Below are 21,386 nucleotides of genomic sequence, written 5' to 3'. Positions count from 1 at the left end.
GGGAGGGTTCCATGATCAAGAAGTTCGCGGCCGAACTCGTCGGCACGCTGGTTCTGGTGCTGTTCGGGTGCGGCGCAGCCGTGCTGGGCGGGTTCGATCACGTCGGACAGTTGGGCATCGCCCTGGCCTTCGGCTTCGCCATCATCGCCATGGCTTACGGCATCGGGCCGATCTCGGGGTGCCACGTCAATCCCGCCGTCAGCCTGGGCGCCTTCGTCGCCGGGCGCATGGGGGCCAAGGACATGGTCCTCTACTGGATCGCCCAGTTCATCGGCGCGATCATCGGGGCGGCCATCATCGGCATGATCGCCAAGACCGGCTTCGCCAGCCTGGGCCAGAACGGTTTCGACGCCGGATCGCCTGGCGGATACGGCCTGCAGGCGGCGCTGACGTTCGAGATCGTCGCCACCGCCATCTTCCTGATCGCCATTCTGGGCGTGACCGGCGCCAAGGGCCACGGCGCCTTCGCGGGCGTGGCCATCGGCATCACCCTGGCGGTCATCCACATCGTCGGCATTCAGGTGACAGGCGTTTCGGTCAACCCGGCGCGCAGCTTCGGCCCGGCGCTGCTGGCTGGGGGTCAGGCCCTGAGCCAAGTCTGGGTCTTCTTCGTCGCTCCGGCCATCGGCGCAGTGATCGGCGGTCTGTTCTTCCGCTTGAAACTGCTCGAGCCGGACGCCTAACTCCTACGAACGGGAGCGGCGTCGCGTCGCTCCCGATTCGCTCCGGAGAACCGCCTTGGCCCTGCCCCACATCGCCCTTGTCGTCGCCCGCGCCCGCAATGGCGTCATCGGCCGGGACGGCGACCTGCCCTGGCGACTGCGCTCGGACCTGCAGCGCTTCAAGGCGGTGACGATGGGCAAGCCCTGCATCATGGGCCGCAAGACCTGGGAGAGCCTTCCGTTACGCCCCCTGCCCGGACGGCTGAACATCGTCCTGACCAAGGATGAATCCTACGCCGAGGCGGGCCTGGCCAAGGGCGCCGTCGTCTGTTCAACGCTGGACGAAGCCCTCTCCATCGCCCGCGAACAAGCGGCCGACGACGGCATGGACGAGGTCTGCGTCATCGGCGGCACGGCCATATTCGCCGCCGCCCTGCCGCGCGCCAGACGCCTGTACATCACCGAGGTCGAGGCCGAACCGGAAGGCGACGCCGTCTTCCCGTCGTTTGACGAAACCGCCTTCGTCCGCACAGCGTTCGAACCGCACGAGCCGGGCGAAAAGGACGACCACGCCTTCGCCTTCACCGTTCTGGACCGCCACTGAACCTCAAGGAGCTCCGCATGATCGTCGCCACCACCAATGACCTGGCCGGTCATCGCATCGTGCGCCAGCTGGGCGTGGTGCGCGGCATCACCGTGCGCTCGCGCAACTTCGTTTCCGACGCCATCGGCGGGGTCCAGTCGATGATCGGCGGCAAGGTCGGCGCCTACGTCAAACTGGCCGAGGCGGCGCGTCAGGAAGCCTATGACGACCTGATCGCCCATGCGCAGGACCTGGGCGCCAACGCTATCCTGGCCATGCGCTACGACGCCAATGAGATCATGCCGGGCGTCACTGAGGTGCTCGCCTACGGCACCGCCGTGGTGGTCGAGCCCGCCTAGAGGCCTAAGACGGCCGCGACCCTGGCCGCAATCGCGTCGAAGCGACGGGCCACATCGCCCTCAGGCTCGTCCGCGACCAGGGGCTTGCCGGCGTCGCCCGCCCGGCGCAGCGCCCCGTCCAGCGGCAGGTCGCCCAGATAGGGCGCGCCCAGACGCGCCGCCTCGGCCTCGGCGCCGCCGGTCCCGAACACCTCGCCGCTCATGTTCTCGATCAAGCCCAGCGTAGGCACGCCGACCTTCTCGAACAGGGTATGCGCCCGGCGCGCGTCGGCCAGGGCCACTTCCTGCGGCGTCGAGACGATGACCGCCCCATCCAGCGGCGTCTTCTGGATCAGGGTCAGTTGCACGTCGCCTGTGCCGGGCGGCAGGTCGATGACCAGAACATCCAGCGGCGCCTCGGCCGTGCCCCAGCGCGTCTGGGTCAGCATCTGATTGATGGCCTGCGACGCCATCGGCCCGCGCCAGATCATGGCGTCCTCCGCCTTGGTCAGCAGGCCCACCGACATGGCCTTCAGTCCGTGCGCCACGTGCGGAACCATCGCCCCGTCCTCATAGGCGGGCTGGCCCGAGACTCCCAGCATGGTCGGCAGAGACGGCCCATAGACATCGGCGTCCAGCACCCCGACCGACAGGCCGCGCGCCGCCAGCGCCGCCGCCAGATTGACCGAGACCGTCGACTTGCCGACCCCGCCCTTGCCGCTCGCCACGGCCAGAACGCGCTTCACATGGCCCGGGCGCTCGGTCGGAACCGGCGCCTTGGGGCGCCCCTGATCCGTCGCCGCCTTCGACAGTCCGGCCGTGCGGCGCGGCGCGGCGGTCACGGCCTCGGCGGTCAGGACGACCGACACCCGCTCCATGCCCGGCATGGCCTTCAGCGCCGCCTCGGCCGCATCGCGCACCGGGGCGTAAAGCGCCGTCTCCCTGGCGGGAACCTCCATGACGAAGCCCGCGCGCCCGTCGGCCACCACCAGGCCCTGCACCAGCCCGGCGGTCGCCAGCCCCTGCCCCGACCTGGGGTCGGTCACGGCGTCAAGGACAGCGAGAACGGCGGCGCGGTCAGTCACGATGAAGACTCCTTGAAGACCCGACGGACTTGCCGGGCCGGTGACAGGCGTTCTATCGCCCTAAGCGTCCGTTCGCGAGTTGATCCTTTGTCCCAACCCCTTATCACCCTGATCGCCGGCCCCACCGCCTCGGGCAAGTCGCGGCTGGCGATGCAGCGCGCGCGCGACACCGGCGCCGTGATCATCAACGCCGACAGCCAGCAGCTGTACGCCGACCTGCGCGTGCTCAGCGCCCGGCCGTCGGCCGAGGACGAGGCCGCGATCCCGCACCGCCTCTACGGCGTCGCCGACGCCGCCGACGCCTGGTCGGTCGGGCGCTGGAGCCGCGCGGTGATGGACCTGCTGGCCGAACTGGCCGCCGAGGGCCGCCCGGCCCTGCTGGTCGGAGGGACAGGCCTCTACTTCAACGCCCTGACCAAGGGGCTGGCCGAAATCCCACCTGTCCCGGTCGAAATCCGCGATGCCGTTCAAGCCGAATTCGACGCCGAGGGAGAGGCCGCCTTCCGCCGCCGCCTGGCGCAGATCGATCCGACCGCCGAGGCCGCCATCTTCCCCGCAGACCGCCAGCGGCTGGTCCGCGCCTTCAGCGTGCATCGCGCCAGCGGCCGCGCGCTCAGCGACTGGAAGGCCGACACCCGCCCCCTGCTGGCGCAGGGCAGCTATGACGCCCTGGTGGTCGAGCCGCCGCGCGACCGGCTCTACGCCTCCTGCGACGCACGCGTCGATGTGATGATGGCCCAAGGCGCGCTGGAGGAAGTCCGCGCCCTGACGGCGCGCGGCCTCGATCCCGACCTGCCGGCGATGAAGGCGGTGGGCGTGCGCGAATTGACGGCCCACCTGGCGGGCGACCTCCCTCTGGACACCGCTGTCGCCGCGGTGAAGCAGTCGACCCGCAACTACGCCAAGCGCCAGCTGACGTGGTTCCGCAACCAGCAGGGGCACTGGCCTCGGGCAACGCAGTTGTAACGCAGTTCGACAAAATCTAGGATCGGCCAATCTCATTTCTGGCGCTGACGGGACACCACCATGTTTGTCACCCTGCTCGCATCCAGCCTCCTCTTCACCCAGGCAACGCCCTCGCCTGCGCCCTCTCCCACTCCGCAGGCAGAAGCGCCGCCGCCCGAGCGAGACCGCCAGATCTGTCGACGGGAACGGCGGATAGGCTCCAACCGGTTTCAACGCATCTGCGTCACGGCCAAAGAACGCGACGCCCAACGCGACGCGTCCAGGGACGCCATGCAGCAGGTTGAAGGACGCGGCGGGGTGAGTGAAATCGAGTCTGGGCGCGGGATTTAGGCTCTTCCACTTGTCTGGCCACGCGGGCCTTACTATATTGATCCTGCTCGGGTTCGCCCGGGCTATGGCGATAAACGCGCCTGTAATAAGCGGACCGGACCCGGGTGCGAATCCCGGCGGCTCCACCAACTTCTTCCCCGCGTTATCGGCGGAGGCAGCATGGGGCCGACTAGCATCGACGGACGTGTAAAGAGGATTGCTTTCGCTCGTCCTGGCCCACCGTATCGGGCCTTTATCTAACTGCGAACGATAACTTCGCTGGAGAAGTCCGCCTCGCCGCGTAATGCGGTTCGGTTGATTTCGAACACTTAAGTCCTGGGGGTTCAGATCCTTAGGCGGGGCCTGTCGGGAGCCTGGCAACAGAATCCCGGCGCTTCTCGCAAAACTCGAAATTCCTCGCCCGGCGGCGACTCTGCGTCTTCCGTCGCCTGCGCTTGGCGGGTAACAGTCTCGCGTTCCCCTTGTCTTGAGGCGCCGATGACGGATCAAACTCCCCCTGTCGACGAGATGCACTATGAGCAGCTCGCCCAGGACGCCCTGCGCGGCGTGATCCGCCTGGCGCTCGAGCGCGCGGCCATGCCCGAGGGCATCCCCGGCGCCCATCACTTCTACATCACCTTCAAGACCCGCGCGTCGGGCGTCAGCGTCCCGCCCGACGTCCTGGCCAAATATCCGGACGAGATGACGGTGGTGCTGCAGCACCAGTACTGGGATCTGGCGGTCGAGCCTGACCTGTTCTCGGTGATGCTGAAGTTCGGCGGCGCGCCCAAGGTGCTGACCGTGCCCTACAGCGCCGTCGTCCGTTTCTACGATCCCAGCGTGCAGTTCCTGCTGCAGTTCGACGAGCCGGAAATCGTCGAGGCCGAGATCGCCCCCCTGTCGCCGCCCGCGCGCGACCCGGACGCCGTGGCCCCGCCGCCGTCCGGCGACGACGGCCCCAAGGTCGTGTCTCTGGACCAATTCCGGAAGAAATAGGCTTCAAGCGTCGCCTTGGCCTCAGCGCCCGAGCGCCGATGCCGTCATTACGGCCTGACCGCGATCCCTACCTCTGCGCCGGGATACAGACGCTGGAGACGTCGGCTTTGGGGGGGAAGCGGACATGGTCGGCGCTGCTATCGGCACGGAGGGGCAATCGATACACTTGAAGTATCAAGCCAGTTGGCGGCACGCTAGCCATCCAACGACGGGAGGGTCCTGATGTCCCCGGCGCTCGTGCTGCTACTCGCGCTTCAAGCCTCGCCCAAACCCATGTACCCGGCGACGGAAGCTTGGGCCCGGGGTGAGATTTACATGCGTACACCGGGTGCGGCGGAGGCTTTCAACAAGGCGATTAGCGATGCGCGCGCCGCAGGGCTAGACCGTTCGCGACCTGAAGTCGCCTTCACCCTCTTCCCATTTGCAACAGTTTCAGCCCTTGGCTCTTGGGAGGAACCGAAAGAGGTCATGTCGTTGTATGCCTATCGGATGGTCGGAGGTATGCGTGCGGTCGCTATTCGTCGCTTTGATATGCTCCAGAATGACGTGAAGTGGGCGTCGTCAGCAGAATGCCCGGGGCTTGCGCAGGCGGTGGAGCGCCTCGAGCGCGTTGAGCCACCGACTATCGATGTGCCGCTGTTTGGGGACTATGAGAGCGACGCAATCGGCCCCTCCGTGAAGGATGGTGTTTCTTACACCCTTTGGGTGCGCAACCCCGCTTGGTCCGGTCCCGGCGACGCAAAGTATCTCTCCGCGTCATACAGTTCCTCTAGCCCGCTGGAGGAGTGGTACGATGCCGTAAACACGGCGGCGGTTAAGTGCTGGTCGTCAACACCCCCAGCTGCTCATTAGGCGGATGCTGCATTAGCCGTGAGCGACGCACCACCGCGGACATCCGCTAAGGGTCGCTTTTTGACGTAGGCATCTGTCCCGAAGCCGGGCCTTGTCCAGACGGACCGAGCGCCCCTGCCTTTACCCCCTCGGAAACACCCTAATGCTGATCCGCTCGCGCTCGCCTTCGCGGCGTTCGACCAACAGGCGGGCGACCTGGCTGTCGTCGTGGAACAGATAGCCTTTGATGGCGTCCAGCAGGGCCTTGGCCAGGTTGTCCAGGTCCATCCACGGCGGGTCGCCGACGTGCTCCATCACGATCTCGACGACGTAGTCGCCCCACGAGGGACGAGACGCCCACTCCTTGCGCATGAACTCATAGACCAGCGGCTTGTAGTATTTGGCCTGGGTGGTCAGGCCGTCGATGGTGATCTCGACCGCCTCGCCCTGCTCGCGCGCCCTGACCTTTCCCGTTCCGATCCAGCCGTCCACGCGCCGTCCGCCTTTCGTGATCAGCGGCTCGCCTTGCTCCGCCGCGCCTGCGTGCTACACCGCCCGGCATCTTCCCGCCACGCCTGAGAGACGAGTCCCGCGCACATGAGCAACGTTCGTATCGAAACCGACACCTTCGGCCCCATCGAGGTCGCCGCTGATCGCTATTGGGGCGCACAAGCCCAGCGCTCGCTCGGCAACTTCAAGATCGGCTGGGAGAAGATGCCTCTGCCGATCGTGCGCGCGCTCGGCGTCGTCAAGCGCGCCGCCGCCGAGACCAACCGCGACCTGGGCAAGCTGGACGCCAAGCTGGCCGACGCCATCATCGCCGCCGCCAATGAAGTGATCGAAGGCAAGCTGAACGATCACTTCCCGCTGGTGGTCTGGCAGACCGGTTCGGGCACCCAGTCGAACATGAACGCCAATGAGGTGATCTCGAACCGCGCCATCGAGATGCTGGGCGGCGAGATGGGCTCCAAGAAGCCGGTCCACCCCAACGACCACGTCAACATGAGCCAGTCGTCGAACGACACCTATCCGACGGCCATGCACGTCGCCTGCGCCGAGCAGGTGGTCAACGACCTGATCCCGGCCCTGAAGCACCTGCACGCCGCGCTGGACGCCAAGGCCAAGGCCTGGGCTCACATCATCAAGATCGGCCGCACCCACACCCAGGACGCCACGCCTCTGACGCTGGGCCAGGAGTTCGGCGGCTACGCCCATCAGGTCGCCATGGGCATCGAGCGCATCGAACTGACCCTGCCGCGCCTGATGGAGCTGGCCCAGGGCGGCACCGCCGTGGGCACCGGCCTGAACGCGCCGATCGGCTTTGCCGAGAAGGTCGCCGAGAACATCGGCAAGATCACCGGCCTGCCCTTCACCACGGCGCCGAACAAGTTCGAGGCCCTGGCCGCCCACGACGCCATGGTCTTCACCCACGGCGCCATCAACACGGTCGCCGCGTCGCTGTTCAAGATCGCCAACGACATCCGCTTCCTGGGCTCGGGCCCGCGCGCGGGTCTGGGCGAGCTGTCGCTGCCCGAAAACGAGCCCGGCTCGTCCATCATGCCGGGCAAGGTCAACCCGACCCAGAGCGAAGCCCTGACCCAGGTCTGCGCCCAAGTGTTCGGCAACAACGCCGCCATCTCGTTCGCCGGCTCGCAAGGTCATTTCGAGCTGAACGTCTACAACCCGGTGATGGCCTACAACTTCCTGCAGTCGGTGCGTCTGGTCGCCGATGCGGCCATCAGCTTCACCGACAACTGCGTCGTCGGCATCGAGCCGCGCGAGGACAACATCAAGGATGGCCTGGAAAACAGCCTGATGCTGGTCACCGCCCTGAACGCCAAGCTGGGCTATGACACCTGCGCCAAGATCGCCAAGACGGCGCACAAGAACGGCACCACCCTGCGCCAGGAGGCTGTCGGCGGCGGCTATCTGACTGACGCCGAGTTCGACGAATACGTCCGCCCCGAGAAGATGATCGCGCCGCAGTAAGCCGCGTTCTCGTCAAAGAGGAAGACGCCGGTCGGGGTTCGCCCCGGCCGGCGTTTTTCATGCTCAGCCCTTGTCGCGGATGGTCCGCCCCACGGGCGCCAGCGACAGCTTGGCCAGTTCGACGTTCTTCAGCGCGAAGGGGATGCCGATCAGGCTGACGAACTGCGGTACCGCGATCAGGATGTGCGCTAGGGCGATGTACCAGCCCGCCAGCACCAGCCAGATCACGTTCAGCCCGACGCCCAGACAACCTGCGCCCAGATCCGCCGGGCTCGGATCGCGCCAGACGATCTCGCGCCCGAACGGCCAGAAGGAATAGCTGGCGATCCGCCACGCAGAGAACGCCCACGGCAAGCCCACGACGGTCAGCGCCAGCAGCACTCCGCCGAACAGCCAAGCGAAGCCTGAAGCAAAGCCGCCCAGGAAGAACCACAGCAGGTTGAGGATCAATCGGATCACGTCATCGGCCCCTTCGCGTCATCATCCTCCTTCCATATGGCGAAAGGCCCCGCTGATTGCAGCGGGGCCTTTTATGAAATCACGATAGGGAGGAGCTAGTGCTTCTCCGTCCAGCGCGCCTTGGCCTCGTCCTTGCTGAGGTTGAGATGAACGTGCTCGTCGACGCGCGACACCCAGCTGACAGGGATCATATGGTGCTTCAGGCCCGAGCCCAGATCCAGTTTGGCCAGCTCGATCTGATCGCCCGTCACATGGTCCACGCGGCCGACGTGGCCGCCGTCGGAACCGACGACTTCCTGATGTTCCTTGATCATCGAGGCGTTTATCATGATTGACTCCAATGGCTGTGAGGGACGCTGAGACAACGAGCCCGCCCGCCATGGGTTCACCGCCAAGCCTGCTGTGGGAGTTCACAATGTCGATCATCAGCCCTTCTGCGGCCGAGCGCGCCTGATGGGCGAGATCGTCAACCTGAACCGGGCGCGCAAGGCGCGCGTCAAGGCCGACGCCAAGCGTACGGCCGAGGCCAACCGCCTGACCTTCGGCCGCACCAAGGCCGAACGGCTGACCACCCAGACCGAGCGTGAGCGCAACGCCGCTCAGCTGGACGGTCACAAGTTGGAAGAGCCTGACGACGCCTAGGCCGCCGATCGCTTCGGCGCTCGGATCAGGAACAGCTGCCCCGCCAGCACCAGGGCCAGTCCAGCAAGGGCCAGGACGCCGAAGCGGGCGCCCTCGAACATCACCGACACCACCATGGCGATCGGCGGCGTCAGGGCCGAGATGTAGCTGGCCAGCGCGTACCCCCGCGCCCTGGCGATGGTGAAGTACAGGCCGAAGGCGATGACCGAGCCGAACACCGCCAGATACAGCAAGGAAACGATATAGGCCGGGCTCCAGGCGACCGACCACGACACACCCGTGACCAGGGCATAGAGCGCCAGCGTCCCCGTGCCGTAGGCCATGGCCCAGGCGGTCGAAGGCAGCACCTGCGAGCCCGCCTGCTGGCCACGCCAGGCGAACCAGTTGCCGAAGGCCGAAGCCACCACGCCGATCAGGGCGAAGCTGACGCCCGCCACCGCATGGGCGCCCAGCCCCGCGCCCATCACCTCGCCCGCAGACAGAACGCCGACGCCCGCCACGCCCATCCCCGCTCCCAGCCAGGCCGCCGGCGCCGCCTTCTGGCCGGAGGCGACGCGGAACAGGATCAGGTTCAGGAAAGCCAGGGCGGCGAAAATCACCGCCACCACCGCCGAAGCGATCTTCTCTTCCGAGGCGTAGACGAAGGCGTAGCTGATGGCGAAGGAGAACAGCCCCTGCCCCAGCGCCGCCAGATGCTGACTGCGCGTCAGGGCCAACCGCCCGCCCGTCGCCTTGACGATCAGGGCCAGCAGCGCCGAGGCGATCCCGAACCGCAGCACCACCGACACCACCGGGTCCACGGCGCCCAGCTGGAAGGTGATGGCGTACCATGTCGTGCCCCAGATCAGGGCGCAAACCCCCACGCCGCCGAAGGCCAGCATGGCCGGCGACCGGAGAAGAGACGATCCGCCTTCCGGCGATGGAGCTTCAGACTGGGGCACTCAGGCGAACTCGACAGGACCAAACGACACATCGCGATACCACCGCTCGCGCGTCCCGTCTCTCAAGCGTTGCAGCCATATGTCGCGCTGATGCGTTCTGCTAAGCTGACCGTACGCAATGGAGACGCTGATGCGCTCTTTTCTCGCCCCGCTCGTCATGATCCCGGCCCTGATGGCGGCCGCCTGCACCACCTCGCCCGAGCCGCTGAGCGACACGACCGAAGTCCGGGTCACCGCGACCTATCGCGAACGCATCATGCTGCCGCCGGGCCATACCCTCACGGTCAGGATCGAGGACGTCAGTCGCGCGGACGCGCCATCGCGCGTGCTCGTCGAGACGCGGCAGCATTTGGATGGCCGCGCCCCGCCCTACGCCGTCACCCTTTCCGTTCCGAACGACAAGATCGACAGCCGGTTTGAATACGCCGCCCGTGCAGAAATTCGCGACGCCTCCGGCGCTCTGCGTTTCACGACCGATACACGCCATTCGGTGCTGACCCGCGGCGCGTCGAATAGCGTCGACATCGTCATGGTGGGCGTGCGGTAAGCCTTGAGCGGTCTCATTAAACGATCCGTCCTGCTGTCAGGCCACGCCACATCGGTGGCGCTGGAGCCAGAGTTCTGGGCCATTCTAGACGCCATCGGGGCGGAGCTTTCCCTGAGCCGCGCTGGCCTGATGATCCGTGTCGACGCCTGGCGGGGCCGCCGCCCCCTGGCCTCGTCCTGCCGCGTCCTGGCCCTGCAATGGGCGGGCGGCGACCGCAGCTTTGCAGAAGAGAAGACCTCATGAGCGACAATCGCATCAACACCGCTCGCCTGATCCCGGCGGCCGTCTTCGGCGGCCTGGTGGCTATCGGCCTGATCGGCGGCGGCGCCTTGATCGGACAGGGCGTGGTCAACGCTCGCGCCGGCGACCGCTCCGTCACCGTACGCGGCCTGGCGGAAAAGGACGTAAAAGCCGACCTGGCCGTCCTGCCGATCCGCTTCACCACCTCGGGCGACGTCCTGTCCGAAGTCCAGAGCCGCATCGACGGCGACCTGGCTATCGTGCGCCAGTTCCTGAAGGCGCAGGGCTATCCCGACGACGCCGTGGATCTGGGCCAGCTGGGCGTCACCGACACCCGTTCGCGCGAATACATGAGCCAGACCGGCGGGCCGCGCTTCATCCTGACCCAGACCGTGATCGTGCGCACCGCCGACGTGGATCGCGTGCAGACGACGACGCGCAATCTAAACGATTTGGTTCGCCAGGGCGTGGTGCTTCAGGACTTCAACGGCCCGTCCTACATCTTCACCAAGCTCAACGATGTGCGCCCGGCCATGATCGCCGAAGCCACCGCCGCCGCGCGCAGCGGCGCCGAACAGTTCGCCAAGGATTCAGGCGCGCCGCTCGGCCCCATCAAGACCGCCGGCCAGGGGTCCTTCGAGATCCTCTCGCGCGACGGAACGGGCGACGAGGCCAGCTCTCCGAACAAGAAGGTACGCGTGGTCACGACGATCAGCTACCGCTTGAAATAGTCTGGCCTGCCTGTCGGGCTGCGCGAACTGCCCGGCTCAGGCGCCGCCTAGAAAGGCCGCGAGCACGACCGCGTCGTTGTGCTCTTCATCTTTCGCCCCATAGACCAGAGTCGCTCTACCGCTCGCCAGCGCGGTCTTCAGTTCCGAGACCGCCTCGCCGTTCGCCAGCAGCTCGGCGCGGTACCGACGCTGGAACTCAGGCCATTTTTCGGGGTCGTGGTTAAACCACCGGCGCAACTCAGTGGTGGGCGAGACCTCCTTCAGCCAGAGGTCGATCTGAGCCTTGTCCTTACTCAGCCCCCGAGGCCAGAGCCGGTCGACCAGAATGCGCGTCCCGTCCGCCTGAGACGGAGGCTCATAGACGCGCTTCAGGCCGACCGTCACGGCGTCAGGCCTTGGGTTCCGGCGTCATCACCTGAGGCGGCTCGCTCGGTCTGGGCAGCTCCGGCGGCGCGGGGCGATCTGGAACGTCGGGCATGCGCGGCGTGGGAACGCTTATGTCCACATCGAGGTTCGGCGTCTCCGGCGCAGGCGCGCGTCCCCCGGCGAAAACGAACCAGGCGATCACCGCGACGGCGACCAGCAGCCCGCCCACCAGAAAGGCCATGCCCGCCCCACCGCCTTTGCGCGGCGTTGGAGCTGTGTTGATGGTCGTCTGATGCACGACGCGCTCTGGCGGAAGGTTAGGGTCCGTCATGACGCGACCTCAATTACCGCCCGGCACAGCCGGCGCTGAAACTTCAGGCAGTTTGACATCGACATCGACGTTCTTCGTCTCCGGCGCGCCGCCTCGGCCCAGCAGGAACCAGGCCAGTATGGCCACCACCACCACCAAACCGCCTACGATAAAGGCGAGACCGGCGTTGCCGCCGCTGCTTGAGTTTTCCGCCATCAGGCATCCCTTCCTATGTAGTCCCTGTCTTTTGGGACAACGACGCTCTGGCTTCACGGTTCCGTTCATTCCCTGGCCGAAGGGGACTGACTTTGGCCGCTGTGCTGCTTATGTTCTCCTCTTCAGATTCCGCCGGGGCGACCGCCCCAGACGCTGCCCGAGTACCCGCCCCTGTGACCGACCTGCCCGCTCCTCGTATTTCCGACCTCGCCCGCGCCCAGGCTCCGCAAGGCGCGGGGGCCGACTATCTGGCCGGGCTCAACCCCGAACAGCGCGAGGCGGTGGAGACGACCGAGGGGCCGGTGCTGGTGCTGGCCGGCGCCGGCACGGGCAAGACGCGCGTCCTGACCACGCGGTTGGCGCACATCCTGGCGACCGGGCGGGCCAAGCCGTGGGAACTGCTGGTCGTCACCTTCACCAACAAGGCCGCGCGCGAGATGCGCGAGCGGATCGGCCATCTGATCGGCCCGTCGTCCGAGGGGCTGCGTTGGCTGGGCACCTTCCACTCGGTGGCGGCGCAGATTCTGCGTCGCCATGCGGAACTGGTCGGGCTGAAGTCCAGCTTCACCATCCTGGACACCGACGATCAGGAGCGGCTGCTGAAGCAGCTTCTGGAAGCGGCCAACATCGACACCAAGCGCTTCACGCCCAAGTCGCTGGCCCATATGATCGACCACTGGAAGAACCGCGGCTGGACACCCGACAAGCTGCCGCCGGGCGAGGACTTCGCCAACGGCAAGGGCCCGGCGCTGTACGCCGCCTATCAGGCGCGGCTGGCGACGCTGAACGCCTGCGACTTCGGCGACCTGCTGCTGCACAACATCACCATCCTGTCGAAACATGCTGATCTGGCAGAGGAATATCGTCGTCGATTCCGCTACATTCTGGTGGACGAATATCAAGACACCAACGTCGCCCAGTATCTGTGGCTGCGGCTGCTGACCTCCTCGACCGGCAACGTCTGCTGCGTCGGCGACGATGATCAGTCGATCTATGGCTGGCGCGGGGCCGAGGTGGACAACATCCTGCGCTTCGAGCGCGATTTCCCCGGCGCCAAGGTCATCCGGCTGGAACGCAACTACCGTTCGACCAAGCATATTCTGGGCGCCGCCTCGGCCCTGATCGCGGCCAATCAGGACCGGCTGGGCAAGACCCTGTGGACCGAGGATGACAGCGGAGACAAGGTGCGCGTGCGCGGCGTCTGGGACGGCGAGGCCGAGGCCCGCCTGATCGCCGACGAGATCGAGACCGCGCGCAAGCAGGGCATGAATTACAAGGACATGGCTGTCCTTGTTCGCGCGTCATTTCAGATGCGGGCGTTTGAAGAACGCTTCCTGATGCTGGCCATTCCCTATGTCGTCATCGGCGGCCCGCGCTTCTTCGAGCGGGCGGAAATCCGCGACGCCCACGCCTATCTGCGGTTGATCCAGTCCGAGGACGATGACCTGGCGTTCGAGCGCATCGTCAACACGCCCAAGCGCGGCATCGGCGACACCAGCGTCCAGAAGATCCTGCACATCGCGCGCGAGAACGGCGTCTCGGCCATGCGGGCGGTGCGCCACCTGATCACGACGGATGAGCTTCAGGCGCGCACCCGCACGCCGCTGGCCAACTTCGTGCGCGATCTGGACCGCTGGCGCGACCTGATGGCGATGGGCACGCCCTACTGGCAGGTGACGGAGACCCTGCTGGACGAGAGCGGCTACACCGCCATGCAGAAGGCCGACCGCACCAGCGGCCAGACCCGGCTGGACAACCTGAAGGAACTGACCCAGTCGATGCAGCAGTTCGAGACGCTGCAGGCCTATCTGGAGCACGTTTCGCTGGTCATGGACCTGGAACGCCGCGACGAGAACGCCGACGGGTCAGGCTCGGTGCAGATCATGACCCTGCACGGCGCCAAGGGGCTGGAGTTCCCGCTGGTCTTCCTGCCGGGCTGGGAGGAAGGCGTCTTCCCCAGTCAGCGCAGCATCGACGAGAAGGGCGTGAAGGGCCTGGAGGAAGAACGCCGCCTGGCCTACGTCGGCGTCACCCGCGCCAAACAGGACGCGCGCATCAGCTTCGCCGCCAACCGCATGGTCTATGGCCGCTGGACCTCGCAACTGCCCAGCCGCTTTGTCGATGAACTGCCGATCGCCCACGTCGAGCCGCAGTCGGACACCGGCTATTACGGCGCCTCGACCGGGATGAAGGAGGCCAAGAGCCGCTGGGACGACGCCCCCTCCTTCGGCGGCAGCTATTCCAGCCCCGGCTGGAAGCGCGCCCAGACCTATACCGCAGCCCAGACGCCCAAGCCTGCCTACGCCCGCCGCGCCGTGATCGAGGGCGAAGGCCGCCTGATCGCCACCGCCGATCCCAAGGCGGCGTCCGGCTGGTCGCGCGGCGACCGCGTCTTCCACCAGAAGTTCGGCTACGGCCACGTCCGCGCCGTCGAAGGCAACAAACTGGTCGTGACCTTTGACAAGGCCGGCGAGAAGAAAGTCATCGACACCTTCGTGGAAAAGGCGTGACCGCCGCTTCCGCTTGCTCTCGACCCTGTCGAAGCCTACCAGACCCTGCCCCGAATCGCCGCAAAATGCCCTGATGGACGATCTGTTTTCCAACCTCGACGACGCCGAACCGGCCAAGCCCGCCGCTGCTCAGGCTCCTGTGCCTGTGCCTCAGGTCGCGCCTCCGCCGACCGTGCCTGCGCCCGCCCCCGTGCATGAGGCGAAGGTCGAGCTGACGTCCCACGCCAGCACGGCGACGGCGGCCGCCACCGGCTATTCCGCCTCCTCGATCGAGGTGCTGGAAGGACTGGAGCCCGTCCGCAAGCGCCCCGGCATGTATATCGGCGGCACCGACGAGCGCGCCCTGCACCACCTGTTCGCCGAGGTGCTGGACAATGCGATGGACGAAGCCGTCGCCAAGCATGCCAAGCTGATCACCGTCGACCTGGACGCCGAGGGCTATCTGTCGGTGCGCGACGACGGGCGCGGCATTCCGGTCGATCCGCACCCGCGCCATCCGGGCAAGTCGGCGCTGGAAGTCGTCATGACGGTGCTTCACTCGGGCGGCAAATTCTCGGGCAAGGCCTATGAGACCTCGGGCGGCCTGCACGGCGTCGGCGTCTCGGTGGTCAACGCCCTGTCGGAAAGCCTGGACGTCACCGTCTGGCGCGACGGCTTCGAATGGCGCCAGTCCTTCAGCCGCGGCCTGTCCCAAGGCCCGATCCAGCAGGTCGGCCCCTCCAAGAAGAAGGGCACCCTGATCCGGTTCAAGCCGGACGAGCAGATCTTCGGCGTCGGCGCGACCTTCAAGCCCGCCCGCCTGTTCCGCATGACGCGGGCCAAGGCCTATCTGTTCCGTGGCGTCGAAATCCGCTGGACCTGCGCCCCGGAGCGCATCACCGACCAGACGCCTGCTCAGGCGACCCTGCACTTCCCCGGCGGCCTGGCTGACGCCCTGGCCGAGCGCGTGGGCGAACTGGAAACCGTCACCCCCGTCTTCGCCGGGCGCGTCGAGCGCAAGGGCGAGGCGGGCGCGCTGGAATGGGCCGTCACCTGGTCCCCCATCGGCTTCGGCGACGCCGACAGCTTTGTCGCCTCCTACTGCAACACCGTCTCGACTCCCGACGGCGGCACGCATGAGGCCGGTTTCCGCGCCGCACTGGTCAAGGGCCTCAAGGCCTATGGCGAGCTGATCAACGAGAAGCGCGCCGCCCAGATCACGGCCGAGGACGTCATCGCCAACGCCGGCGCCCTGATCTCCATCTTCATCCGCAACCCTGAGTTCCAGGGCCAGACCAAGGACCGCCTGTCCTCGCCCGAAGGCGCGCGTCTGGCCGAACAGCTGCTGCGCGACCCCTTCGACCACTGGCTGACCGAAAGCCCGAAACAGGCCAACGCCCTGCTCGGCTTCGTCGTCGACCGCGCCGAAGACCGCCTGCGCCGCCGCAAGGACAAGGAAGTCCAGCGCGCCGCCGCCACGCGAAAGCTGCGCCTGCCCGGCAAGCTGTCGGACTGCTCACGGCAAGCCGCCGAAGGCACCGAACTGTTCATCGTCGAGGGCGACTCGGCCGGCGGCTCGGCCAAGCAGGCGCGCGACCGCACCACCCAGGCCATCCTGCCCCTGCGCGGCAAGATCCTGAACGTCGCCTCGGCCACGGCGGACAAGCTGCGCGCCAACGTCGAACTGACCGACCTGATGCTGGCGCTGGGCGTGCAGGCGGGCAGCCGCTTCAGCGTCGACGACCTGCGCTATGAGCGCGTGGTCATCATGACCGACGCCGACGTCGACGGCGCCCACATCGCGGCCCTGCTGATCACCTTCTTCTACCGCTCCATGCCCGACCTGATCCGCCAGGGCCGGCTCTATATGGCCCTCCCGCCGCTCTACCGGATTTCGGCTGGGGCGCTGTCGGAATACGCCCGCGACGACGACCACCGCGACGAGCTGATGGCCACCGTCTTCAAAGGTAAGAAGACCGAGATCGGCCGGTTCAAGGGTCTGGGCGAGATGATGGCCTCTCAGCTGAAAGAGACCACCATGGACCCGAAGAAGCGGACCCTGGCCCGCGTCTCCCTGCCCGACAGCGAGGAAGAGATCGAGGATCTGGTCGAGCGCCTGATGGGCCGCAAGGCCGAGGCCCGCTATCAGTTCATCCAGGAAAACGCCCGCTTCGCCGTCGCCGACCTGGACGTCTGACCCGGCTCAACTCATCTGAAAGCTGAGCCGCAGGGCGCCGTTGATGCCCTTGACGCCCATGCGCATGCAGATCGAGCGCAGATGCGCCCGCACGGTATGGATCGACATGTCCAGCTTACGGCCGATGTCCTTGGGCGTGGCGCCGGCGGTCAGTTGCAACAGCACCGCCGTCTCGGCGCGGGTGAGGCCGAACACAGCCCCCAGAGCCGTGATCTTGGCCACGTCCAGCGGTTTGACCGGTTGAGCCGTGGCGAAAACCCGGCAGGGCGCCTTTGGCGTCGTCATCAGGTCCAGGATGCACCACTCGTCGTCGCCGGTCCGGAACAGAATACGGCCGCACGTCCGGTTCCCGTGGGCCAGATCCCGTAACAGCCCATCCAGCTCCGCCCGGCTACGGTGCGCCGCGCAGATGAACAACCCGCGCGACCCGACCATGCCGCAATCGGCCAACGCTCGCGCCTTCGCGTTGGTGCGCAGAACCCTACCGTCCGCATCGAGGATGAACCGAGCCGTATCGTCGGCCTCAAACCATGCGTCCGCTTCGGGGGGATCACGGGGCGCAACGGAGGGATCGAAGGACCGCATAGCGGCAAAAGCCGCCGCAGGTCCGCTTATCAACACCCCGTCCACAGGGCTCGCCGTGTCCGATCCAAGCATCTTCGTGGCCTGCTCTCCCATCATCGCCCTAACCTCCCGCGCGCCCGGCCTACCGCCCCATCAGCTCCGCGAAGCTGAAAAGCGCATCCTCAGCAATCTCATTCTTGGCCGCATAACAGCGGGTTTCAAGCGCCAAAATGAGAAACCGAGATTTTAACGAGCTTTGCCTTAAAGATTCGGTCTCGCGAATACCGTCGGATCAGCTCAAGTCGGGAATTTCGATGACTCTAAAGGCGATGCGACATCAGACGAAATGCTAGGAATAGACACGGACTGGCATGAGATTTAACACGTTCACTTAAAGTCCCAAAATGGGTCAGTCTACTTGGGCGAGATGTCTATGGTGAGAACATCCGCATAACGCCCCTCCATAGCGCCTGCGACCGGACCCAGAATGAAGGTCATAGGGATGGAAATACCGGCCAGGGTTCGCGGGGGATCGATCTGTTTTGTCCACAGGACCGACAGATCTACGTCATCGCCGTCCAACTCGACCGTGTAGGGCAAGGCCGTAGCGTTCGGTGCCTCCTCTACACGCTGCATGACGCCGCCGTGCTGGGACACGATCGACACCGTCGCCATGGTGTTAGCCCGGACCTGGAGAAATATCCGGCGCGTCAGCCCTTCGGCCGCCTGACCGAAATCGACGACCTCAACACTGGAGCCCGTCCCAAAGGCGCCCGCCGCCCCCGCAAGGTTTAGCTGCGCCCTCGGGGTGGCTTGCAGGATCAAGCGTACCGGGATCGGCGCCCCTATCGGCTGTCCGTCTGTCGTCTTCAGCACAAGACGCAGATTAACGCCGTACTCGCCAGCGTCGGCGACGGCGCCTTGAACAACTGCAGCGTCGAACTGAGCCTGTCCCTTCGCGCCCGCAGGAAGCTGGTATTGGAACACGGCCGTCTGCACGTCAGCCATCTGCACGCCCGATGCTTCTCGCGGCCGGAACTGCACGCCCACATTGCCCAGGACTACGCTGGTGACCTCCATCCCGACGTCGTCCGTAAACGACATGCGCAGGTCGCATGCGGCGTCGCCCCGGTTCTCCATGCTGACGTCCAGCCCGGCTGAGGACGGCCCGATATCGAACGGATTATACTCGATCCGCACTGTCTGCGGCCCGTCCAGCACCGCCAGGTCGCACGCCTGAGCCGCTGCGCTGGTCGCCAGAGCAGTGGCCGCCAGCAGGCCCGCGGCCCCTATTATCAACCTCAACGGCGCCCTACGACACAGGCCCGGGGGTTCTGATTTCTCCCACATCGCTGACTCCTTCCGCGTTGTCTGGGATTACGAATTCCCCGACTGTCTTCCCCTTGATCACCAGTCGATAACGTCCGGGGGCCAGGCCGTCGGCGATGAACCTCCCGTTGCGATTGGTGAAGAAGGGCTTGCCCTGCGTCTCGTCCTGGGCCCCCGCCGCTACGATCAGTCCGCCCATCAAGGCCACAGGCCCCTCTGGCGAAACCAGATAGCCCCGCGCCGTACGCGAGGCGTCGCTGCCGACGACAAAACGATAGCCATTGCCGAAACCGGGAAACGCCGAGATCACGCCGGCGCCCAGGTCATAGCCCTCCGGCAAGGGATCGACCTCCAGCTCATAGCGCCGGACGCCATAGCCTCGATCAATGCCCGCCAGCGCCGGGCCGAACCAGCCGCTGTGGGCGACAGGATAGCCGCTGGAGTCCGTCAGGCTGACCTGCGCGCCCTTCAATGTCGGGTGGCCGGTGGCGATGACGAAGCCTTCGCGCGCCGATCGGCCTATGCCGAAGGCGCCGTCCGCATAACCGATCATGGTCGAGAGCCGCCACAGCGACTCCTGCCGCACCACGCCGTCGTCCAGGTTCGAGACCAGGCGGTTTGAGATGATTTCCGCATCGAAGCGGTTGTTGATGTAGCGCAGGTCGCCGGCGATGGTCTGCTGCGTCCCGTCTTCCGAGAAGCGCAGATCCCCGCTCAGATCGTTCAGGCGGCCTGACGAGGCACGCGAAATGCCGACCTCGCGCAGGTCGTTCTGGCTGTCGTACCGCGCCACGCCGCTCCACCGACCGCCGAAACGGGTGGTCAGGTTGATGCCGAACCGCGTGTCGTCGCGACCGTCCAGAGCGGTCGTGCGCTGCACGGTCATATTGACGCCGAAGCGGCGGAAACTGCGACCGAAGTTCAGATTGAGGTCGGTCCGATCCCGCTCGCCCCGCCCCTTCACATAGGCCGCGCCAAAGCCCATCGTATAGGCGCGGAACCGCAACAGCGCCTGGCCGGCGGCGCGCCATTGCTCACGGTTGAAGCCTGTGTTTTCGAAGGCGCTCTGGAAATAGCGGCTGGTCGCCTGGACTGACGCTACAAGGCGAAGGTCTGCTTCCCGGCCGAACGTCGTCTCGCGCAGATAGTCGATCGAGCCGATATAGCCCTGCCGTCCCGTGTCGCCGTTATGACTGACAGCGGCGCTCGCCTGGATCAGGCCGAGACGACTACCCCATACGGCCAGCCCGCCGGCCTGGCCGCGCCCTTCGGCCAGCTGGGCGTTGGCGCCCAGGGTCAGCACGTCGCTGATCCCCTTGCGGACAAATCCCGACGCGCCCAGGGCGGAGCCGTATTCCAGCGATCCGCCCTCCTCCAGCACGCCTGCCGAGATGCCGAAATCCAGCACGCCGGGGTCCAGCAGTCCTGCGCCGCCGAACAGGTCAAACACGGCGATCTCTCGCTGGCCTGTATTGTCCTCGACCAGAAGGCGCACGGTGTTGGCGCCCTGGCCGAACGGAAAGTCGCCCAGGGAATAGGGCCCGGCGTCCAGGCGCAGCCGCTCGATGATCACCCCATTGACCTCGACCACCACCAGGGCGGGGCGATCCAGCACGAACTGGCGTCGTCCAGATGGCCGCACGTTCTGGAACGGCCGGATCGTCGAATAGGCCCGCGCCGCTGACAGGCCCAGAAACCTTCGCGAGCCCTGGAAGCTCTCGACGGGCGGGGCGAACTCGCCGGCGGTCAGGCGCACCGCTGACTGAAACAGATCCTTGGTCAGCCGGATTTCGCGGCGGCGCCAGCGCTCATCGGACGCGCCATCGTAGTCGACGCCTGCCGTCAACGTCACGCCGTCGAAGCCGCCGAAGTTGGCGAACATATCCACGCCGCCCGCCAGGGGCGCAAAGCTGTTCTCCGAATGCGAATACTGCTGGGCCATTGTGATATTCGCCCCAGCCGAAAAATTGGCGGGCTGATCAAAGGCCGCCGGATCGACCAACTCGTTACGGTTGAAGCTGACGTCCCGACGCGCCCGCGCTCCGGCCGACAGTTCTGCTACGAAGGTCAGGGCCAGGGGATCGAAGCTCAAGGAAAAGCCCTCGCCTCTCAGGTCCGCCATGTTGACGCGCTTCTGCGACGCGATGATCGTCTTCAGCCGGTCGCGCTGGGCGGGCGACAGACTGGGACCCAGAAGGTCCATCAGCCCCTCGGCGTCGACCACCCCCTGGCCTTGCAGATCCACCTCCCCTGCCAGGTCGCCCAGATAGCGGCCATCGAGGGTGAGCGGCCCCTGGATCGGACTCAGCACCGGCGTTGGCCGGGCCGAGGGCGCCTGATCCTGGGGTCCGCCGGCCGCCGCATCGAGCGCGGGGGGAACACTCGACGCGGCGCCGGCGGCGAGCAGGACGTCAGGGGCGTCTCGCTCGACCGGGACTACGGCGGCGGCGCCGTAGGTGACTTCGGAATAGTTGCGCGCCGTGCGGATGACTTCATCCCCCGCGAACGGCGCTTCGGCGTTGCTGGCCGAGGCGACGCTGCCGCCCAGGCAGGCAGCGGCGCCCAGGCGCCGCCAGATCCGTTTGCGGCCGGACAT

At 66.5% G+C, this 21,386-nt stretch carries 24 protein-coding genes and 1 other RNA gene; 14 read left to right on the top strand and 11 right to left on the bottom strand.

The window, feature by feature from the left end:
- The first annotated feature begins 11 nt into the window (after positions 1-11).
- From H9656_RS01590 to H9656_RS01580, 3 genes are read left to right on the top strand one after another with little or no spacing between them, the layout of a single operon-like run.
- Positions 12-683, top strand: coding sequence for an aquaporin (locus tag H9656_RS01590; RefSeq protein ID WP_191742542.1), 672 nt, complete (start codon positions 12-14; stop codon positions 681-683).
- Positions 684-738: 55 nt separating this feature from the next.
- Complete coding sequence (locus H9656_RS01585) at positions 739-1,266, top strand: dihydrofolate reductase (RefSeq protein ID WP_191742541.1); 528 nt, start codon at positions 739-741, stop codon at positions 1,264-1,266.
- A gap of 17 nt (positions 1,267-1,283) precedes the next feature.
- Positions 1,284-1,604 (top strand): YbjQ family protein, encoded by a 321-nt coding sequence (locus tag H9656_RS01580; RefSeq protein WP_191742540.1) that lies wholly within the window; start codon positions 1,284-1,286, stop codon positions 1,602-1,604.
- Here the strand turns inward: H9656_RS01580 and H9656_RS01575 are convergent.
- Positions 1,601-2,668, bottom strand: coding sequence for an Mrp/NBP35 family ATP-binding protein (locus H9656_RS01575; protein WP_191742539.1), 1,068 nt, complete (start codon positions 2,666-2,668; stop codon positions 1,601-1,603). The two genes, H9656_RS01580 and H9656_RS01575, sit on opposite strands and share 4 nt — an antisense overlap.
- Before the next feature lie 87 nt (positions 2,669-2,755).
- On the opposite strand from H9656_RS01575, the gene miaA reads away from it, so the two are divergent.
- From miaA to H9656_RS01555, 4 genes are all read left to right on the top strand, one after another.
- Positions 2,756-3,634: a tRNA (adenosine(37)-N6)-dimethylallyltransferase MiaA gene (gene miaA, locus H9656_RS01570; RefSeq protein WP_191742538.1), complete on the top strand. Its 879-nt coding sequence runs from the start codon at positions 2,756-2,758 to the stop codon at positions 3,632-3,634.
- Between the two features lie 336 nt (positions 3,635-3,970).
- Positions 3,971-4,339, top strand: a transfer-messenger RNA (tmRNA) gene (gene ssrA, locus H9656_RS01565).
- Positions 4,340-4,441: 102 nt separating this feature from the next.
- Positions 4,442-4,939 carry an SspB family protein gene (locus tag H9656_RS01560; protein WP_191742537.1) on the top strand — a complete coding sequence of 166 codons (498 nt, stop codon included), beginning with the start codon at positions 4,442-4,444 and terminating at the stop codon, positions 4,937-4,939.
- A 222-nt stretch (positions 4,940-5,161) separates the two neighbouring features.
- Complete coding sequence (locus H9656_RS01555; protein ID WP_191742536.1) at positions 5,162-5,791, top strand: hypothetical protein; 630 nt, start codon at positions 5,162-5,164, stop codon at positions 5,789-5,791.
- Positions 5,792-5,911: 120 nt separating this feature from the next.
- Here the strand turns inward: H9656_RS01555 and H9656_RS01550 are convergent, their stop codons facing one another.
- The gene (locus H9656_RS01550; RefSeq protein WP_119412261.1) at positions 5,912-6,262 is read right to left on the bottom strand and encodes a RusA family crossover junction endodeoxyribonuclease; all 351 of its coding nucleotides are present in this window, start codon (positions 6,260-6,262) and stop codon (positions 5,912-5,914) included.
- Positions 6,263-6,367: 105 nt separating this feature from the next.
- On the opposite strand from H9656_RS01550, the gene fumC reads away from it, so the two are divergent.
- Positions 6,368-7,759 carry a class II fumarate hydratase gene (gene fumC / locus H9656_RS01545; RefSeq protein WP_191742535.1) on the top strand — a complete coding sequence of 464 codons (1,392 nt, stop codon included), beginning with the start codon at positions 6,368-6,370 and terminating at the stop codon, positions 7,757-7,759.
- A 63-nt stretch (positions 7,760-7,822) separates the two neighbouring features.
- Here the strand turns inward: fumC and H9656_RS01540 are convergent, their stop codons facing one another.
- Together H9656_RS01540 and H9656_RS01535 are read right to left on the bottom strand one after the other, a co-directional pair.
- The gene (locus H9656_RS01540; RefSeq protein WP_191742534.1) at positions 7,823-8,218 is read right to left on the bottom strand and encodes a YccF domain-containing protein; all 396 of its coding nucleotides are present in this window, start codon (positions 8,216-8,218) and stop codon (positions 7,823-7,825) included.
- 95 nt (positions 8,219-8,313) lie between these two features.
- Positions 8,314-8,547: a DUF2171 domain-containing protein gene (locus tag H9656_RS01535; protein ID WP_191742533.1), complete on the bottom strand. Its 234-nt coding sequence runs from the start codon at positions 8,545-8,547 to the stop codon at positions 8,314-8,316.
- 73 nt (positions 8,548-8,620) lie between these two features.
- On the opposite strand from H9656_RS01535, the gene H9656_RS01530 reads away from it, so the two are divergent.
- Complete coding sequence (locus H9656_RS01530) at positions 8,621-8,860, top strand: DUF4169 family protein (RefSeq protein ID WP_404821529.1); 240 nt, start codon at positions 8,621-8,623, stop codon at positions 8,858-8,860.
- Here the strand turns inward: H9656_RS01530 and H9656_RS14190 are convergent.
- Positions 8,857-9,801: a DMT family transporter gene (locus tag H9656_RS14190; RefSeq protein WP_318240586.1), complete on the bottom strand. Its 945-nt coding sequence runs from the start codon at positions 9,799-9,801 to the stop codon at positions 8,857-8,859. The genes H9656_RS01530 and H9656_RS14190 overlap by 4 nt on opposite strands.
- Positions 9,802-9,919: 118 nt before the next feature.
- Between H9656_RS14190 and H9656_RS01520 the strand changes: the two genes are divergently transcribed.
- From H9656_RS01520 to H9656_RS01510, 3 genes are read left to right on the top strand one after another with little or no spacing between them, the layout of a single operon-like run.
- The gene (locus H9656_RS01520) at positions 9,920-10,348 is read left to right on the top strand and encodes a YbaY family lipoprotein (protein WP_225212183.1); all 429 of its coding nucleotides are present in this window, start codon (positions 9,920-9,922) and stop codon (positions 10,346-10,348) included.
- Between the two features lie 3 nt (positions 10,349-10,351).
- Positions 10,352-10,591, top strand: a complete 240-nt coding sequence (locus tag H9656_RS01515) for a ribbon-helix-helix domain-containing protein (protein WP_191742532.1) — start codon at positions 10,352-10,354, stop codon at positions 10,589-10,591.
- Complete coding sequence (locus H9656_RS01510) at positions 10,588-11,319, top strand: SIMPL domain-containing protein (RefSeq protein WP_191742531.1); 732 nt, start codon at positions 10,588-10,590, stop codon at positions 11,317-11,319. Before H9656_RS01515 ends, H9656_RS01510 begins: the two co-directional genes overlap by 4 nt.
- Positions 11,320-11,355: 36 nt before the next feature.
- Here the strand turns inward: H9656_RS01510 and H9656_RS01505 are convergent, their stop codons facing one another.
- From H9656_RS01505 to H9656_RS01495, 3 genes are read right to left on the bottom strand one after another with little or no spacing between them, the layout of a single operon-like run.
- A complete protein-coding gene (locus H9656_RS01505; RefSeq protein ID WP_191742530.1) occupies positions 11,356-11,703 on the bottom strand; it encodes a DUF488 domain-containing protein in 348 nt (115 codons plus the stop codon).
- 4 nt (positions 11,704-11,707) lie between these two features.
- Positions 11,708-12,016, bottom strand: coding sequence for a hypothetical protein (locus tag H9656_RS01500; RefSeq protein WP_191743805.1), 309 nt, complete (start codon positions 12,014-12,016; stop codon positions 11,708-11,710).
- A gap of 9 nt (positions 12,017-12,025) precedes the next feature.
- Positions 12,026-12,211: a hypothetical protein gene (locus H9656_RS01495; protein ID WP_191742529.1), complete on the bottom strand. Its 186-nt coding sequence runs from the start codon at positions 12,209-12,211 to the stop codon at positions 12,026-12,028.
- A gap of 173 nt (positions 12,212-12,384) precedes the next feature.
- Between H9656_RS01495 and H9656_RS01490 the strand changes: the two genes are divergently transcribed.
- Positions 12,385-14,721, top strand: a complete 2,337-nt coding sequence (locus H9656_RS01490) for an ATP-dependent helicase (protein ID WP_191742528.1) — start codon at positions 12,385-12,387, stop codon at positions 14,719-14,721.
- A gap of 73 nt (positions 14,722-14,794) precedes the next feature.
- Positions 14,795-16,897: a DNA topoisomerase IV subunit B gene (gene parE, locus H9656_RS01485; RefSeq protein ID WP_225212182.1), complete on the top strand. Its 2,103-nt coding sequence runs from the start codon at positions 14,795-14,797 to the stop codon at positions 16,895-16,897.
- A gap of 6 nt (positions 16,898-16,903) precedes the next feature.
- On the opposite strand, the gene H9656_RS01480 is transcribed toward parE, so the two are convergent.
- From H9656_RS01480 to H9656_RS01470, 3 genes are all read right to left on the bottom strand, one after another.
- On the bottom strand, positions 16,904-17,332 hold the full coding sequence (locus tag H9656_RS01480) for a helix-turn-helix transcriptional regulator (protein WP_191742527.1): 429 nt from the start codon (positions 17,330-17,332) through the stop codon (positions 16,904-16,906).
- Positions 17,333-17,875: 543 nt separating this feature from the next.
- Positions 17,876-18,760, bottom strand: a complete 885-nt coding sequence (locus H9656_RS01475; protein WP_191742526.1) for a hypothetical protein — start codon at positions 18,758-18,760, stop codon at positions 17,876-17,878.
- 13 nt (positions 18,761-18,773) lie between these two features.
- Positions 18,774-21,386 (bottom strand): fimbria/pilus outer membrane usher protein, encoded by a 2,613-nt coding sequence (locus H9656_RS01470; RefSeq protein ID WP_191742525.1) that lies wholly within the window; start codon positions 21,384-21,386, stop codon positions 18,774-18,776.

This window comes from Brevundimonas guildfordensis (assembly GCF_014836405.1).
Classification (GTDB): Bacteria; Pseudomonadota; Alphaproteobacteria; order Caulobacterales; family Caulobacteraceae; genus Brevundimonas; species Brevundimonas guildfordensis.
This window is presented reverse-complemented; position numbering and strand designations above follow the sequence as displayed.

Bases quoted from the DNA above. Each gene is read 5' to 3' on its own strand.
- H9656_RS01590 (WP_191742542.1), top strand. From the start codon at position 12: ATGATCAAGAAGTTCGCGGCCGAACTCGTCGGCACGCTGGTTCTGGTG.
- H9656_RS01580 (WP_191742540.1), top strand. From the start codon at position 1,284: ATGATCGTCGCCACCACCAATGACCTGGCCGGTCATCGCATCGTGCGC.
- H9656_RS01560 (WP_191742537.1), top strand. From the start codon at position 4,442: ATGACGGATCAAACTCCCCCTGTCGACGAGATGCACTATGAGCAGCTC.
- H9656_RS01555 (WP_191742536.1), top strand. From the start codon at position 5,162: ATGTCCCCGGCGCTCGTGCTGCTACTCGCGCTTCAAGCCTCGCCCAAA.
- fumC (WP_191742535.1), top strand. From the start codon at position 6,368: ATGAGCAACGTTCGTATCGAAACCGACACCTTCGGCCCCATCGAGGTC.
- H9656_RS01535 (WP_191742533.1), bottom strand. From the start codon at position 8,547: ATGATAAACGCCTCGATGATCAAGGAACATCAGGAAGTCGTCGGTTCC.
- H9656_RS01520 (WP_225212183.1), top strand. From the start codon at position 9,920: ATGGAGACGCTGATGCGCTCTTTTCTCGCCCCGCTCGTCATGATCCCG.
- H9656_RS01510 (WP_191742531.1), top strand. From the start codon at position 10,588: ATGAGCGACAATCGCATCAACACCGCTCGCCTGATCCCGGCGGCCGTC.
- H9656_RS01500 (WP_191743805.1), bottom strand. From the start codon at position 12,016: ATGACGGACCCTAACCTTCCGCCAGAGCGCGTCGTGCATCAGACGACC.
- H9656_RS01495 (WP_191742529.1), bottom strand. From the start codon at position 12,211: ATGGCGGAAAACTCAAGCAGCGGCGGCAACGCCGGTCTCGCCTTTATC.
- parE (WP_225212182.1), top strand. From the start codon at position 14,795: ATGGACGATCTGTTTTCCAACCTCGACGACGCCGAACCGGCCAAGCCC.
- H9656_RS01480 (WP_191742527.1), bottom strand. From the start codon at position 17,332: ATGGTCGGGTCGCGCGGGTTGTTCATCTGCGCGGCGCACCGTAGCCGG.
- H9656_RS01470 (WP_191742525.1), bottom strand. From the start codon at position 21,386: ATGTCCGGCCGCAAACGGATCTGGCGGCGCCTGGGCGCCGCTGCCTGC.